This window comes from [Rhizobium] kunmingense (genome assembly GCF_977018605.1).
On the sequence record NZ_CDRNXG010000001.1, the window covers coordinates 3,518,885 to 3,535,613 of the forward strand.

A 16,729-nucleotide genomic window follows, 5' to 3' on the forward strand; every position below is an offset into this window, starting at 1 on the left:
TCAATAGCTCAGATTGCGGGATATTGCGGCACCCTGCGATGCAATCCCAACGGGTGCGCCGACGATCTGGAGGAACTTTGTGATATCCACAGCCGGGTGGCGCGAGGCGTAAATGACGTCGCGGCTCTTGACCGGGAAGGTCTGGCCAACGAGCAGGCTGTCCGGCCGGCTCATGTCGAAGCGATAGACGATCGGGTAACGGCCATCCTTGTTCGCCTGCATGCCCTTGTGGACCAGTTCGTCGAAGCGACGCTGACCGAGCAGGCCGAGAGCGACCTCAGGATCTTCGTAGCGGAACAGGAAATAGCCCTTGGCATCGACGGCGCGATCGTTACCGCCACGGCCAAGCGCGACAGCCTCAAGCAGGTTCAGGTCGTTGGCACCGAAGGGGATGCGTGCATTGGAATTTACCGAGCCGAGCAACGTGAACGTGCGCGGATCCTGGGTGACGAAAATCTGGTCGCCCGGCTGGACGTAGATGTTTTCCGACGGGTTCTCGATGATCGACTTCAGCAGCGCCGTGCCGGTGCGCTTGCCACGCACGAGCGTCACATAGGTCTCGTAAGGCTGCGACGACGGACCGCCTGCCTTGGCGATCACGTCGGAAATCTGCTCGCCGCTGAGGTTGAGCGGGATCTGCGAGGAGCGGTTGACGGCGCCGGCAACGGTCACCGAGCGCGACGGGGTTTCGCCGCTTGCAACGATGACATCCGGTTCGACGGCCTTGGCGCGCAGCGATTCGAGGATCGCCTGACGCGATTCCTCCAGCGTGCGGCCGGCAAAGCGGACAGTGCCGACATACGGGATCGCGGCCGTACCATCCGGCTGAACGACGACGTCGAGTGGCGTCTGCTTGCGTTCGCTGGTTGAGAACAGGCCATCGGCGCCCGCTTCGAAAATCGTGATTCGCAATTGATCGCCGACACCGATGACAGCGCGGCCGGGGCCGCCGCCGATACCGAAGCGGCGCTTCAAGGCGGTGGAGACATAGTCGGAGACAAGGCGAGCGGAGCGGCTGTCGACATCAACAACATCGAAAACGGCGGCATTGGTGCGACCGACTTCGGCGGCCGAGCGGCCTGCATCCTCGTTGATCGCGGAGGCGAGAGGTCCCTCACCCGGTACAGCCTGACAGCCGGCCAGGGCAGCACAGACAACGATCGCAGTTACTCGAACCAAATCTCGACACTCCAAGTCAGAACCGGACGCATGCCATTTGAAGCACCGAGCGGCTTAGAATTCGATGCTCTTGAAAGCACACCGGACGGCGAACAACAAGCACCATGACTTTGGCTCCCCGCAAAATAAAATCCGGTGCGGTTTTAAGGCCATAGTGGCAGGCGGACTGCCGATCACGTTCAACCGTAGAAAAGTTGATTTAAATGCTTGCTAACCGACATGGTTAACATCGCAGGCGCCATAGGGTCGCAGGAGTGATTTCTGGTGATTCGAGCAGGATTTCGATCTGCCTGCGTTCCTCGTGCGCGAATCAATCTTGGACATCCGGCAGACAATTATGGCAAAGCTGTCCGATTATAGCGAATGACGGAACGGAGCATATGTCCCTGGCGGACAAGGCGGGCACATTAACCCCGCTGATGCACTTGCAACGACGAAAGCGGGCGGCAAGGATTTTCGGGCTGCTCCTGACCCTCGGGATGATCGGGCTCGCGGGAACGATCCTGTTTGTCAATGACGGGCGCAATTACAAGCGGCTCGCCGAATGGCTCGGGGTCAGCGCCTATGTGATCGAATGGCCCGTCGCCTCGGCTCCTCCAGCACCCACCAGCCGCTACCGGCGGATCGTGCGGACAACGGTGGCGCCACCCAGGCTTACCGAACCGGCGACAACGACGCATGACGCATTTCGCCCGCAGGCAGAACATACGGCCTATGAACGTTGCACGGATCTCGAAGTGGATGGCGCAGAGGCGCCGACATTCCAGGCCTCGGGCAGCGAGTGGGAGTGCCTTTTCTCGGTGGAAATGGGCGCGCAACCGGAGCCATCCGTGCTGTTCGTCCAGATAAGGGGCCAATCGTCCGGCACGTTTCGAACATTCCGGCTGAAACTCAGCCTTTTGTCACCCGGAACAGAGACGATGATGATCAAGAACACGCTCGGCGTCATCGACCGCTTCGGCCTGCCCCTCAGCCCCGAGAGCCGCGCCTATCTCGACGAGCGATTGAAGGCACGGCAGGATTTTTCCTCGATCCTTGAAAACTACCGCGTCAGCTTCGACCGCGAACGGGATGATGCGCGTCGCTTCAACCTCATCATCACGCCGCGTCTCGCCAGTGGCGACTGCACTCCGGCGCTGGAGCGCAGCGACGGCGCGCGAATGCATTCGACGACCGTCCAAACGCACCTGTCGTGCCAGCCGCTTCGCCCAAGCATACCAAGCCAGCCGTCAAACCCGCTCCAGCCGAATTAGGTCGACGCCGTCGCCGAGTTCCCGCTCGGCCGTTTCGACCAGGCTCAACTGGTGGGTGAAGAGGATCGTCTGGAATTTTTCTCCGGCATCACCAAGCGTCCTCAGGCCGGCCGCGGTGCGTTCGTCGTCGAAGGTCTGGAAGATGTCGTCGAGGATAAGCGGTGCCGGTTCGTTGCGACGGCAATAGTCTTCGAGAAACGCCAGCCGCAGCGCAAGATACAGCTGGTCGCCGGTGCCTTCGCTCAGGCCGCTTAAGGGAAGCTGCCCGCCGCCACTGCGCTCGACGGCAAGGCGCAGCTCGTCGCTTTCGTCATAGACCTGAAGCAAGCGCGCGAATCGACCGCTGGTCAACTCGCTGAACACCTCGCTTGCCCGCTGCATCACCGGGTCGGCCTGCTGTTCGCGATAAGCCTCCATCGAATGCCCCAGCAATGCGCCCGCCAGTTTCAGCACGACCCAGCGGCGTGCCAGCTCGCGCGCCTCTTCCTCGGCGGCACGTTTCTGGAAGACCGCGCGCTCAGCGCCGATGCCCTTTTCAAGATCCCGGCGTCGGCGCTCGTTGTCGGTCTCGGCGGCGCGCAGGTCAGCGAGCCGGTTCACCTGCCGTGCGTCCTCGGCATCCAGACGTTCGATCTCGATGCCTGCGGCAATACGATCCAATCCGATCAGCGCCTCGCGGATGTCGGCCTCATTGGCGCCGTCGGCCTGCTGCTCGAAACGCGCCCTCGCCTCCTGTTCGCGCATCGCCACGCGGCGGCGCTCATGCAGCCGCCCGAGAAAAGCTGGCAGTTCCTCCGGCGGCAGGCCGGCGGTCACCGCCAGCGCGAGGCGATTTTCCTCCAGCGATGCAGCGCGGCCGACAAGCCCGTCATGCTTCTGCTCGGCGCGTGCCAAGCCCGTCGCGAGCGCGGACCGGCGATCGAGTGCCGAGCGTGCATTTGTCAGCCGGTCATTCAGCTCGGCCCCCGCCACGGCGGCGGCGACAGAAACGAGATCGGCGGCGACGGCCTTGCAGAGCCTGCCCACCTCATCTTCGAACGTCTCGATATCACGCACCATGCCACGCACGCGTCTGGCGCGGTTTTCCCGCTCCAACAGCGTGTCGGGAAGCGTGCGCCAAACATCCAGTGCGGCCGAAGCCATCGCCACGGTCGCGACTTCGGCAAGTCCGGCATTGGCGGATGCAGCGGCAAAATCCGAACGCCAGCGCTCGGCCTGACGCGAAAGCTCGGTGCGGCGTTCCTCAAGCCGCTCCAGCGCATCACCTGCCGCTTCGCGCATTTTCTCGTTCGAACGCCCATCGCTCCATTGACGCGACAGCTCTTCAAGCCTGCGGCCGATTTCGCGCGCAAGGCTGCGTGTCGGCAATTTTCCAGCGCCCGCGCCGATGGCATCGGCAAGCGACGCCAGCGCCGGCGTCAGCTTTTCCTCCTTCAGCCGCAGCACCTCGAACTCGTCCTCGGCAACCTTTACGGCGTTCGACAGGGCGGAAAGCCCATCAATCTCACGGCGCCATTCGATCATGCGCTCCGGGCTGCCCGGCTTCACGGGAACCGCGTGGAACAGGTCCTCGAATTCCGTCACCGCGTCGGAGGCGGCTATATCGGCCTCGCGCACGGCACGTTCCGCATCCGCCATCGTATCGGCAAGCTTGCGCTGGCGGAGCGTCATCTGGGCGTGGCGGGAGACGCGCTCGGCATCGGCCAAGGCGGCATCGGCGAGCCTGTCGGCGTGATCGACTGCCGATGTGGCGTGGGCAAGCACGTCACCGACCGGCGACGTCGCAAGTGTTGCGAGCAATTCGTCGCGGGCGGTGCGAGCCGTCTCGATCATACCCCTCGATACGACCTGCCCCGTGCTTTCCAGCAGCGACAACTGCTCGGAAATCTCTGCCATCTCCCGGCGCAATTCGGCCAGTTTATGGGATGCCTGCGCAGCATCCTGGCGCGCGGCCTCGATCTGGCGACGATGGTCCGCGAGCATATCGATGGTCGGCAACGAGAAGGCAGACAGTTGGGCAATATCGGCAACCGGCGGGTTCAGACGGGCTGCCGCCGCACCCAGCTCTCCCCTCGCTCGTGCGAGACGAACCGTTGCCGTTTCCAGATTTGTGAGTTCGTCGATCTCCGGCTTCAAGGCAGCAAGCTGCTCGAGCCAAGACCTCGGATCGACGATGCGCGAGGCCGGCAGCTCGGCATCCAGCGCCCGCAGCCGGTCGCTTTCCTCGTCGATACGTTTCGACAATTGCGCGATCTCGCGGTCAAGTTCCGTGCCCGTGTCCAGGATCTGCCGCAAGCCGGCGAGATCCGCATCGCTCGGCTGGGCCTTTTCCAGATCCGCCACTGTTGCCAATCCGAGACGGCGCGCGGCTTGGGCAAGGCGCTGATCGAATTCGTCCACTTCGCCCCGCACGCGAACGATATCTTCCTGCGCCTTGAGATAGACGCCGCTGCGGGCATGGGCGGAGAGAATGTCCGGCGCTGCAGCAAGCAGGGCCTCGTCGACCTCGATTGCGGCAATATCCTCGCGCAAACCTGCGATCTCGGCTTCGGAACGGCGATGGGCTTCGGCGTTCTGGCCATCCGCCTCAAGCTGGTCGGACAGTCTGGTGTCGAACCCTTCCGGCAGCGCCGGCAAATCACTGAACTGCGCCAGAAGCGCGTGTTCCCGGTCCAATTCACGCAGGAGCGGCTCCAGCGCCATGTGCCGGTTCAACCGTTCGAGCTGCCGCTTGGTGTCCTCACGGGTGGAGAGTGCTTCCTGCATGTCGGCGTCGATCGACGCACGTTCCTTCAACAGCGCCTTCCAGTCGCCGGATTTCAGCTCGCTGTCACGCTCCGACCTGCGGGCATCGTCATGGGCTTCGAGCGCCTGATAGAACAGCCGGTCCTTGGCCTTGCGCGGGCCATAGATGCGGTCGGCCTCGTCTTCCAGCGTGCGGCGAAGGCCGGTCAAACCAGTCAGACCGGAGGCGGCCGAAAACAAGAGACTGCCGATCTCGCCGCCCGACTTCAGCATCGTATCGCCGCCGGCACGCAGAAGGCCGGAATTGAGGCCGAAGGCACGTTCGAAAACATCGCGGGACAGTGTGCCGAGGAACGGGGTCAGTGCGTCATCCGCGAGCGCCTCTTCCGCATCCGTTGCAGACAGCAGCGTGTTCTTGCGCCCCTTGCGCCGGCGAAACGCCAATTGCGCACCGTCGTTCGCGGAAAGCACCGCGCCGACGCGCAAGGCATTTCCATCATGTAGAAAGCCGTAGTCCGTCCGCTCGGGAAAGCCGAAGAGCAGATCGGAGATTGCCGAAAGGGCAGAGGATTTTCCCGCCTCGTTCGGCCCATAGACGACATGCAGCCTGGCGCCCTTTCGGAACTTCAGACTGCGATCGGTCAGTGCGCCATAGCGCAGGATATCGAGACGATCGAAACGCATGGTCAGCCGGCCTCCACTGCGCGTGTCATCAAGAGGTCGCGCGCTTCCGCAAGCAGCGTGTCGATATCGCTGCCGAGAGGCAGGTCCTCGGCGCCGATGCCACCCGGCAGGCGTGCGGTGATCTCGGCAAGCCGGGCTTCGGCTTCCGCCAGCAGTTCTGGAGAAAAGGCATCCATGGCGACGATCCCCGCCAGCCCGAGCCCGCCGCCATCGGCCGATTGCACAGCGTCGTCCGGCAGCGTGACGCGCAGGTCGAGCTTTTCCAGCCAGATATCGGCATGGGCTCGGTGGCACGCGGCCTGCACCTCATCGCGGAAATCGGCAGGCCTTGCGATCAGCGCGTTGCGCACCCCGCTTTTGCCGGAAAGACGGATTCGCAGTGCCAAGGGCCTGCCCTCCATCGGTTCGATCAGCGTCTCGACGGCGGCCTCGATGCGGCGAAGCACGCTGGCAATCGTGTCTTCCTCTTCGACAGAGACTGCAAGTTCGGCAAAGCGGGCGCTGTCGGTGATCAGTCGCTCATGGGTTATGTGGCCATCCTCGACGGTGACGAGGACGGCGCCCTTTGCCCCCTGCTCGCGGATCGAACGTCCCTGCAGATTGCCGGGGAAGACGATGAGCGGATCGCGTGCGACGATTTCGAAATCGTGGACATGGCCGAGCGCCCAGTAGTCATAGCCACGCGAGCGCAGGTCCTCGACCGAGCACGGCGCATAGGGCGCATGCGGCTCGCGGCCGGTGAGCGAGGTGTGCAACACGCCGATATTGAACCAGCCGATTTCCGGCCTTGGATAGGTCAGTGCGAGATTTTCGTTCGCCGCACGCTCGGCAAACCCCTGGCCGTGCAGCGCCACTTTCAGATGATCGAGCTTGAAGGTTCCGGGCTTGGTCGTCGGGAATTCGCTGACATTCTTCGGCAGCGTGATCGTCTTGGTGATGACGCTTTCGGCGTCGTGATTGCCCTTGAGCAGGAAGACGGGAATGCCGGCGCGTTCCAGCCGCGCCACCTCACGGTTGAAGAACAGACCGATCTTGTTGTCCTTCCAGTCACCGTCATAGACGTCGCCTGCGACGATGAAGAAATCGACCTTGCGCTCGACAGCTTCATCGACAAGCGTCGTGAACGCCCTGCGGCTCGCCTCAACGAAAAGCTCGGCAAGATCGGCATCCTTCAGCGCCAGCCCCTGAAAAGGACTGCCGAGATGCAGGTCTGCGGCATGGATGAAGCGGAATGAGGTCATCGAGTCGCCCGTATGGAACACATCAGGAACGCCAGACTTAAGGTACGCTTTCCAAATAGAAAAGGCCGGGCATCGAAACACCCGGCCTTTTCCTCTTTATTTCAAACGGATCAGTTGCTGAGGTTGAGCGTGACCGGCAGGAACAGGGTTTCGCCGGACGAGTCATCAACACCGTCATTGTCGGTGACCATGAAGGCCTTGCCGGACTTGTCGAAGGCGAAACCTTCCAGCTTGTCGACGACATAGCCGTTGGTGGCGCTCTTCAGGTCAGGAAGGAAGTCGTGGACTTCTTCCTTGGTGACGACCGGAAGTTCGCCGCCGAGCTTTGCCGGCTTCAGATCGTTGAGCGAGACGCGGTAGAGCTTCTTCAGCTTGGCGGCGTCGCCGATCAGGTTGTCGCGCTCGACGATGTAGAGGTATTCGCCGCTTGCGGTGATTTCCGACAGTCCGACCCAGCCCTTTTCAGCCTTTTCGAGCGGGTAACGGACGGCTGCCCATTCCTTCGACTTCGGCTTGTAGGAGAGAAGCTTCGTCTGGCCCTTCGGATCGTCCTTCCATTCGCGCTGGACGGCCATCCACAGCGTCAGGTCGTCGCCCTCGCCGGTGGTGGTGATGCCTTCAAGACCGAAGCGGGTTTCGCCGGCCAGAAGTTCTGCCGGAAGGCCGATCTCGGTCTTGATCTCGCCCTTGGCGTTGACGTTATAGATGCCGTGGCCGACGAGCTTGGAGCTGTCACCTTCCGAAGCGAGCCAGAAGCCGCCCTTGCCGTCGAGTGCGATACCCTCGATGTCGAGCTTCTGAGCCGGCTGGCCGTTGCGGGTGATACGCAGGACGTTGGTGATTTCGGCCGGCTTCCTGGTGGCGTCGATGGTGAAGATCGACGGCTGCATGGCGTAGACGGAGTCGGAGACGGCGTAGAACATGCCATCCTTTTCAGCATCGCCGACGAGGCCCGAAAGCGCGCCCCAGCCGACGACCTTGCCGTCCACATCCTTGGAGACGAGAGTCGGATAGGCCTTTTCGCCTTCCGCCAGCTCATAGAGCATCACATGCGAGCGGGCGCCGCCATCTTCGCCGAGATCGGCTTCATTGGCGGTGGCAAGCAGGTTGCGGCCAGGAATGGCGACGGCACCTTCGGGCGAGATGCCCGACGGCAGAAGCTGCACGAGTTCAGGCTCGGCGCCGGTATCCTTGTAGACGGCAACCATAGAGCCGCGCTCGGAGAGCACGAAGAAATACTGCTGGCCGTTGAAGACGGCTGCTTCCATGCCTTCCGGCTCGATGCCCTTGTTCTTCGCGCGCTTTTCCGGGAAGTGACCGTGGCGGGCGATTTCGTGTTCGAGCGTCATGCCGGCGTCGAAAAGAACCTTGCCGGAGCGGTCGAAGATGGTGAAGCCGCGCGAACCGCCCTTGTAGTCGCCTTCGTTGGCGATGACGAGACGGTCGGTACCCAGCCACTTTACGGCGTCCGGCTCGCGCGGGACGGCGGTCAGCTTGCCGGAGAAATTCAGCGAACCGTCGGTCTTGGCATCGACGCCGTCGAGATCGACCGTGCCGGCGGTGAAGTGGCCGGTGACCTTGGCGGTCTTGCTATCGATGATGATGACGTGGTTGTTTTCCTGCAGCGTCAGGGCAATCTCGCCGTTGGCGTTGATGTTGACGAATTCCGGCTCCGGATCTTCCGGCGCGACGGTCGCCAGACCGGTGACGTCGACATGGCGGATGCTGTCGCAGGCGGGAACGCCATTGTTCAGTGTGACGATCAGCAGTTCGCCGGCCGGAAGCTGCGGCAGGGCGCCGTCGTTCAGGTCTTCGTCACGCTGGTTTTCGATGGCGATGGCGGCAAAAGTGCCGTCCGGGGCAACGACAACCGAGTCCGGCTGGCCGCCGAGATCGCAGGTGCTTTCAAGCTTCTTCGAGGCGATGTCGATGACGCCGAGCTGGCCCGCCGGCTTGGTCAGGTCTTCGGTCTTGTCGATGGTGATGAGAACCTTCGGGCCTGCGGCGGCAACCGAGTTCGGCTCGCCGTCGATGGCGATCGAGCCGCCGGCCTTCGGCGCCTTGGCGTCGGTGATGTCGATGAAACCGATCGTGCCGCCCGGTGCGTCGGAATAGATCAGCGTGTTGCCATCGGCCGTCGCGGTGATGATTTCCGACGATGTCGCCTTGTCCTCGCCCTTCGGCAGGTTCGAGGCGACCGGGAAGGACGCGATACGGTTGAATACCTGCTCGGCACTTGCCGGAACGGCAACCGAGGCGAGGAGCGCTGCCGTCAGGGCGGCGCGGAAAGAGAATGTCATGGGAACCCCTCCAAGGATGACAAGAGACAGCCGCTTTTGAGCCGGTTACGTGACAGGCCGATGACAGGAGGCTGTGGAGGGATGCGGTTGCCTGGGGCAAACAGGAAACAAAAAAGGCCCGGCTTGCGCCGGGCCTTCCATATCATGACGGACCAGCCGCCAGATAAAGCTCTTACTTGCCGTTCACGGCGTCCTTCAGGCCCTTGCCGGCCGAGAACTTCGGAACGTTGCGAGCCGGGATATCGACTTCTGCGCCGGTCGACGGGTTACGGCCCTTGGAGGCTTCGCGACGCGATACGGAGAAGCTGCCGAAGCCAGCGAGACGAATGTCGCCGCCGTTCTTCAGTTCGCCCTGGACGGTTTCAAATACTGCGTCCACTGCGGATGCTGCGTCAGCCTTGGAGAGGCCAGCTTTTTCGGCAACTGCGGATACCAGCTCGTTCTTGTTCATGTTTCCATCCCTTTCTACGGTTTTGGAACGACTCGATTAGTCGGCGCCGACAATAGTTTTGCGTCGGTGCTTGGCAACCCAAAAGCTCTTAGATCGCCTGAAAAACAAGGGCTTTCGTGCATTTTTCACAAAAAAAGCCGGCTTTCGCCGGCTTTCTCCACAATTCAAACTCGCTTTACATGAGCGTCTGCTCAATGGGCGATGGTCGTTGCACCATCTTCGGAACCTTCGACGGTTGCGATGACCGGCGTCTCCACCGTGCCGTCCCATTCGATCGGCTCGGGACGACGCACCAGCGCATGCTTGATCACCTCGCCCATGCGGGACACGGGGATGATCTCCATGTTGTTCTTCACGTTGTCCGGAATTTCCGCCAGATCCTTGGCGTTTTCCTCCGGTATCAGCACCTTCTTGATGCCTCCGCGAAGCGCTGCAAGCAGCTTTTCTTTCAGACCGCCGATCGGCAGGACGCGACCACGCAGCGTGATCTCACCGGTCATCGCGACATCCTTGGAAACCGGGATGCCGGTCATGATCGAGACGATCGCGGTTGCCATGGCGACACCGGCAGACGGGCCGTCCTTCGGGGTCGCACCTTCCGGCACGTGGACGTGGATGTCCGACTTGTCGAAACGCGGCGGCTCGATGCCGAAATCGACGGCGCGCGAACGGACATAGGATGCCGCCGCCGAGATCGATTCCTTCATCACGTCCTTCAGGTTGCCGGTCACGGTCATGCGACCCTTGCCCGGCATCATGACGCCTTCGATGGTCAGCAGCTCGCCGCCGACTTCCGTCCAGGCGAGACCCGTGACGACACCGACCTGATCCTCACCCTCGGCTTCACCATGGCGGTAACGCGGAACACCGAGGTAATCCGAGATGTTGGCGGCCGAAACGGCAACCGACTTCGTCTTGCCCTTGATGATCTCGGTCACGGCCTTGCGGGCGAGCTTCATCAGCTCACGCTCGAAGGAACGAACGCCGGCTTCACGGGTGTACTGCTGGCTGATGGCCATCAGGGCGTCGTCCGAAACCGAGAATTCGTTCGGCTGCAGGGCGTGTTCCTTGATCGCCTTCGGCAGAAGGTGACGCTTGGCGATCTCGCGCTTCTCATCTTCCGTGTAACCGGCGATGCGGATGATCTCCATGCGGTCCATCAGCGGACCCGGAATGTTGAGCGTGTTCGCCGTGGTGATGAACATCACGTCGGACAGGTCGTATTCGACTTCCAGGTAGTGGTCCATGAAGGTCGAGTTCTGCGCCGGATCGAGCACTTCGAGCAGGGCCGAAGACGGATCGCCACGGAAATCCGAGCCCATCTTGTCGATCTCGTCGAGCAGGAAGAGCGGGTTGGACTTCTTGGCCTTCTTCATCGACTGGATGATCTTGCCGGGCATCGAGCCGATATAGGTACGGCGGTGACCGCGGATCTCGGCTTCGTCACGAACGCCACCCAGAGCCATGCGCACGTATTCGCGGCCTGTCGCCTTGGCGATCGACTGGGCGAGCGAGGTCTTGCCGACGCCCGGAGGGCCGACGAGGCACAGGATCGGACCCTTGATCTTGGTGGCACGCGCCTGAACGGCCAGATATTCGACGATCCGTTCCTTGACCTTGTCGAGGCCGAAGTGATCCAGTTCGAGGATCTTTTCGGCGTTGTTGAGGTCGGTCTTGATCTTCGACTTCTTGGACCACGGAATACCCAGCAACCAGTCGAGGTAGTTGCGCACGACGGTGGCTTCCGCCGACATCGGGCTCATCTGGCGCAGCTTCTTCAGTTCCGCGTCGGCCTTTTCCTTGGCTTCCTTGGAAAGCTTGGTCTTGGAGATGCGCTCCTCCAGTTCGGCCATCTCGTCGCGGCCTTCCTCGCCGTCGCCGAGCTCCTTCTGGATCGCCTTCATCTGTTCGTTGAGGTAGTACTCGCGCTGGGTCTTCTCCATCTGGCGCTTTACACGCGAGCGGATGCGCTTTTCCACCTGCAGGACCGAGATTTCGCCTTCCATGAAGCCAAGCGCCTTTTCGAGGCGCAGCTTGACGGAAACCGTTTCCAGCATTTCCTGCTTTTCGGTGATCTTGATCGACAGATGCGAGGCAACCGTGTCAGCCAGCTTCGAGTAATCCTCGATCTGGCTGGCGGCGCCGACGACTTCCGGCGAGATCTTCTTGTTCAGCTTGACGTAGTTTTCGAATTCCGAGACGACCGAGCGAGACAGGGCCTCGACTTCGACGGCGTCTTCCTCCGGCTCGTCGAGCACATTGGCGCTCGCTTCGTAGAATTCTTCGCGGTCCGTGTAGGTGTCGATCTTGGCGCGCGCGCGGCCTTCGACGAGCACCTTGACGGTGCCGTCGGGCAGCTTCAGAAGCTGAAGCACGTTGGCGACGGTGCCGACCTTGTAGATCGCTTCCGGCTCCGGATCGTCATCGCTGGCATTGATCTGGGTGACGAGCATGATCTGCTTGTCGGAACCCATGACTTCCTCAAGCGCACGGATGGATTTCTCACGTCCGACAAACAAGGGAACGATCATGTGCGGGAAGACCACAATGTCGCGCAGCGGCAGGACCGGATAGGTCTCGGCGCCTTGTGCAGCAGACTTTGTATCTGTCATCGTATTTCCTTTCCATCGTCCCGTTTCCGGGATGGCCTGAGCAAATACCCAGGCACTTCACTCCCGCTCAAAGTGGAGTTTTCCTGCGCCGTTTTCAAGCCTTGCAGGAGCCCCCGCCCACAGCCGTGTAACAGGGATGTTACAAAGCGCTCACGCAAACACAACACACCACCCGGAGCCGAGTACAATTGCCCACCTTCAAAGATGAAGACAGGCCCCATGCGAAGCAGCCAATTCTGCAATGATCTTTGTGGTTCGTGTCTAAAGCAAGCGGAATATCGCGCAACCGCCTGTCGCGGAAAATTCGCGCAAACAGCGGGTTGAACCACAGTTACCAACGAAAAAAGGCCCCAATGTGGGGCCTTTTCCAATTCACTGCAGTGTGATCGCGATACCGTCTCGTTCAGGCCGAAACATTCGCCTTCTCTTCCTGGCGATCCGCATAGATGTAGAGCGGGCGGGCATTGCCCTTCACGACGTCGTCCGAGATGACGACTTCGCGTACGCCTTCCATCTCCGGAAGTTCGAACATCGTGTCGAGCAGGATCTTTTCCATGATCGAGCGGAGGCCGCGGGCGCCGGTCTTGCGCACGATCGCCTTGCGGGCGATTTCGCGAAGAGCGTCCTCGTGGAAGGTCAGTTCCACATCTTCCATCTCGAACAGGCGCTGATACTGCTTGATCAGTGCGTTCTTCGGCTCCGACAGGATCTGGATCAGGGCGTCCTCATCGAGATCCTCGAGCGTTGCCAATACCGGCAGACGACCGATAAATTCCGGGATCAGGCCGAACTTGACCAGGTCTTCCGGCTCCAGTTCGCGCAGCACTTCGCCGACGCGGCGATCGTCCGGAGACGAGACGCTGGCACCGAAGCCGATCGAGGTCTTTTCGCCACGGGCCGAAATGATCTTGTCGAGGCCGGCAAAAGCGCCGCCGCAGATGAACAGGATGTTCGTCGTGTCGACCTGCAGGAATTCCTGCTGCGGATGCTTGCGGCCGCCCTGCGGCGGAACCGAGGCAACCGTGCCTTCCATGATCTTCAACAGCGCCTGCTGCACGCCTTCGCCCGATACGTCACGGGTGATCGACGGGTTGTCGGACTTGCGCGAGATCTTGTCGACTTCGTCGATATAGACGATGCCGCGCTGGGCGCGCTCAACGTTGTAGTCGGCCGACTGCAGGAGCTTGAGGATGATGTTCTCGACGTCCTCGCCGACGTAACCGGCTTCGGTCAGCGTCGTGGCGTCTGCCATGGTGAACGGCACGTCGATGATGCGGGCGAGCGTCTGGGCAAGATAGGTCTTGCCGCAACCGGTCGGGCCGACGAGCATGATGTTCGACTTGGCAAGCTCGACATCACCGCCCTTGGACGCGTGCGCGAGACGCTTGTAATGGTTGTGAACAGCCACCGACAGAATGCGCTTGGCCTGCTTCTGGCCGATGACGTATTCGTCGAGAACCTTGATGATGTCCTGGGGCGTGGGAACGCCGTCGCGGGACTTGACCATAGAGGTCTTGTTCTCTTCGCGGATGATGTCCATGCACAGTTCGACGCATTCATCGCAGATGAATACGGTCGGCCCGGCAATCAATTTGCGGACCTCGTGCTGGCTCTTTCCGCAGAAGGAGCAGTACAGGGTATTCTTGGAGTCGCCGCCGTTGCCGCTGCTGACTTTGCTCATATCACTTTCCTTCCAGCACTCTGCGCTCACGTGAGATACGGGCGCAGTCCACTCAACCGCCGCCGGCACGTGACACCGACGGGCTTCACGTGCCTGCCCTGCCTCTAGGGTACTCTACCGGACCAGATATTGATCCGGCTGCAACGAAACCCTCAGAGGCGAATGCTATGTCATAAAAGTTCAACACAGCATTAATAGTTACTAATAGCGCTTTCGCGGCGACTTGAAACCCCTTTTTCCTCACATAGGGGTGACAGTCACCAGAAGCCTTTTGCCGCCTTAAGCCGCCGAACCGCCTTCGAGCTCCTCACGCGAGGTGAGGATCTTGTCGATGACGCCCCATTCCTGAGCCTCGTCGGAGGTCATGAAGTGGTCGCGATCGAGCGTCTTTTCGACTTCTTCCAGCGTGCGGCCAGTGTGCTTGACATAGACCTCGTTCAGGCGGCGCTTCATCTTGAGAATGTCGCGGGCGTGACGTTCGATGTCGGATGCCTGGCCCTGGAAGCCGCCGGACGGCTGGTGAACCATGATACGGGCGTTCGGCGTTGCGAACCGCATGCCCTTTTCGCCGGCGCACAACAGCAGGGAACCCATCGATGCAGCCTGACCGACGCAGAGCGTCGAGACGGCCGGCTTGATGAACTGCATCGTGTCATAGATCGCCATGCCGGCGGTGACGACGCCACCCGGCGAATTGATGTAGAGGGCGATTTCCTTCTTCGGGTTTTCCGCTTCGAGGAACAGAAGCTGGGCGCAGACGAGCGACGCCATGTGGTCTTCGACCGGACCCGTCAGAAAGATGATGCGTTCTTTCAAGAGACGCGAATAGATATCGTAGGAGCGTTCACCGCGGTTGGTCTGTTCGACGACCATCGGCACCAGGGCCATTGCGGTATCAACTGGATTTTTCATGTCCGTCCTTTGTCAAATGCCTTGCCGAAGGCAGCTCGCGCCCCGGAATCATTGGAATGGGTCCACCCCTACATAGAGTGTCAATGCCCGGTACTTCAAGACGGAGAGCCCGATATCCTTAACTCGATCGGGATGCATGGCTGACCGCATCCGCGCTTTCGCCAATAAGGGCGCCGATCTCAATCGCACCGGCAGCATAGCCCCAGCCATTTTCGCAGATAGGGTAAAGCGCAAGTAAATCGACATCGCGAATGCCGTGCGAAAGGCAAACACAATGACTAAACAGCGCGTTCACATGAATACGACGTCTTAAACTTTGCCCTTTATATGGCACGTATGCCGAATATGGCGGGGAGTATTGCGTTGGATATTATAACCGGTTTTCTGATCTGGGCTGTGGAAGCCAGCACGCTCGGCGTCCTGTTGTGGTCCCGCTGGTTCTACGAGCGCCGCGCATTCTATCTCAGCTGGGGTGCCGGCTTCATCCTGCACGGCCTCGGCGTCGCGCTGGTCGCCTATCGCGGCAGCATTCCCGATTTCATTTCGATCGAAATCGCCAATGTCATGGCGCTCAGCGGCATCGGCTTCTGGATCGCCGGGATGATGCAGTTCGACAACCGCAAGGTCGAGCCCTTCATCGCCATCCCCGCGCTGATCTTTGTCGCCGGCATGTTCCTCAATCCCGTTCGCGAGACATTCGCCTATCGTGTCGCGCTGTTCCACGGCGCCGCATCTGTCGGCTACCTGATCCTGATCGGTGCGACGCTGTGGGGCGAGAACGGCAAGTCGCAGACGCGCCGTCTTTTCGCCGCAGCGGTCAGCGTGCAGATCCTGTCGGGCGTGCTGGTTGCGACATCGGCGCTGATCAACGGGCCGCAATCCTTCAGTTCCGGCAGCAATGTAACGTCCATGTGGCTGCTGCTCGTCGCAGCGCTCTGCTTCGTCGCCGCCATCATGAGCGGTGCGCGGCTGATTACCGAGCGCTCCGAAAGCCGGTTGAGGCTGCTGGCCGTCACCGACCCGTTGACCGACGTGCTGAATCGCCGCGGACTGATCGACGAATTCCACAAGCTGAAGCGCAACCACGCCAATGACAGCGGGCTTTTGGCGATCATCCATCTCGACCTCGACGGCTTCAAGCAGATCAACGACATCTACGGCCATCAGGCGGGTGACGAGGTTCTCGTCGCCTTTGCCAGGATCGGCGTCGCCGCCCAGCGCGGACGCGGCTCGTTCGGCCGGATGGGCGGTGAGGAATTCGCCTCGATCATGCATGTCGCCAACATGATCGAGGCGGCAAGCGTCGCCGAAGCGATCAGGACGACGCTGAAGCGCCAACCGATCATCGTTGCCGAGCATCGTATTGCGGTCACGGTCAGCATCGGCATCGCGCTTGCCGACACAAGCTCGGCAGACCTCGATACCCTGCTCAGCACCGCCGACCGGGCGCTTTATGTCGCCAAGACGACCGGACGCGACCGCACCGCGATCGGCAGCGAAAACGATGTGTCCATCGTGCCTGCCGTCGATCATGCGGACGCCAGCGAACCGGTGCTCCAGGCCAGCATGACGCAGCAGGTGGCGGCGCTGAAGCGGATCGTGGCGATCGGCAAGTAACGCGCTTTTCAGCCGTTGGCGAAAGATCCGCACTTGCCTTGCAGGCATTCCTCT

Annotated in this window: 10 protein-coding genes; 2 read left to right on the forward strand and 8 right to left on the reverse strand. The window is 61.3% G+C overall.

All coding sequences use genetic code 11. The annotated features are described in order from the left end of the window. The gene (locus AC0JZ4_RS17020) at window positions 1-1,179 is read right to left on the reverse strand and encodes a polysaccharide biosynthesis/export family protein (protein ID WP_471887499.1); all 1,179 of its coding nucleotides are present in this window, start codon (window positions 1,177-1,179) and stop codon (window positions 1-3) included. A 380-nt stretch (window positions 1,180-1,559) separates the two neighbouring features. Here AC0JZ4_RS17020 and AC0JZ4_RS17025 point away from each other — a divergent pair, with 380 nt between their 5' ends. Continuing rightward, window positions 1,560-2,432 (forward strand): DUF6030 family protein, encoded by an 873-nt coding sequence (locus AC0JZ4_RS17025; protein ID WP_471887500.1) that lies wholly within the window; start codon window positions 1,560-1,562, stop codon window positions 2,430-2,432. Here AC0JZ4_RS17025 and AC0JZ4_RS17030 read toward each other — a convergent pair. The 7 genes from AC0JZ4_RS17030 to clpP all read right to left on the reverse strand — a co-directional run bounded on the left by AC0JZ4_RS17030 (window position 2,409) and on the right by clpP (window position 15,058). Beyond that, window positions 2,409-5,861, reverse strand: coding sequence for an AAA family ATPase (locus AC0JZ4_RS17030; RefSeq protein ID WP_471887501.1), 3,453 nt, complete (start codon window positions 5,859-5,861; stop codon window positions 2,409-2,411). The genes AC0JZ4_RS17025 and AC0JZ4_RS17030 overlap by 24 nt on opposite strands. A 2-nt stretch (window positions 5,862-5,863) precedes the next feature. Beyond that, on the reverse strand, window positions 5,864-7,102 hold the full coding sequence (locus tag AC0JZ4_RS17035) for a metallophosphoesterase family protein (RefSeq protein ID WP_471887502.1): 1,239 nt from the start codon (window positions 7,100-7,102) through the stop codon (window positions 5,864-5,866). A 110-nt stretch (window positions 7,103-7,212) separates the two neighbouring features. Continuing rightward, window positions 7,213-9,402 carry an esterase-like activity of phytase family protein gene (locus AC0JZ4_RS17040; protein ID WP_471887503.1) on the reverse strand — a complete coding sequence of 730 codons (2,190 nt, stop codon included), beginning with the start codon at window positions 9,400-9,402 and terminating at the stop codon, window positions 7,213-7,215. Between the two features lie 172 nt (window positions 9,403-9,574). Further along, entirely contained in the window at window positions 9,575-9,853 is a 279-nt protein-coding gene (hupB, locus tag AC0JZ4_RS17045) for a DNA-binding protein HupB (protein WP_112457241.1), read from the reverse strand. Between the two features lie 191 nt (window positions 9,854-10,044). After that, window positions 10,045-12,465, reverse strand: a complete 2,421-nt coding sequence (lon, locus tag AC0JZ4_RS17050) for an endopeptidase La (RefSeq protein WP_471887504.1) — start codon at window positions 12,463-12,465, stop codon at window positions 10,045-10,047. A gap of 403 nt (window positions 12,466-12,868) precedes the next feature. Beyond that, a complete protein-coding gene (clpX, locus tag AC0JZ4_RS17055) occupies window positions 12,869-14,146 on the reverse strand; it encodes an ATP-dependent Clp protease ATP-binding subunit ClpX (protein ID WP_471887505.1) in 1,278 nt (425 codons plus the stop codon). Window positions 14,147-14,425: 279 nt separating this feature from the next. Next, a complete protein-coding gene (gene clpP / locus AC0JZ4_RS17060) occupies window positions 14,426-15,058 on the reverse strand; it encodes an ATP-dependent Clp endopeptidase proteolytic subunit ClpP (protein WP_471887506.1) in 633 nt (210 codons plus the stop codon). Window positions 15,059-15,421: 363 nt separating this feature from the next. Here clpP and AC0JZ4_RS17065 point away from each other — a divergent pair, with 363 nt between their 5' ends. Further along, a complete protein-coding gene (locus AC0JZ4_RS17065) occupies window positions 15,422-16,675 on the forward strand; it encodes a GGDEF domain-containing protein (protein ID WP_471887507.1) in 1,254 nt (417 codons plus the stop codon). The last annotated feature ends 54 nt before the right edge of the window (window positions 16,676-16,729 follow it).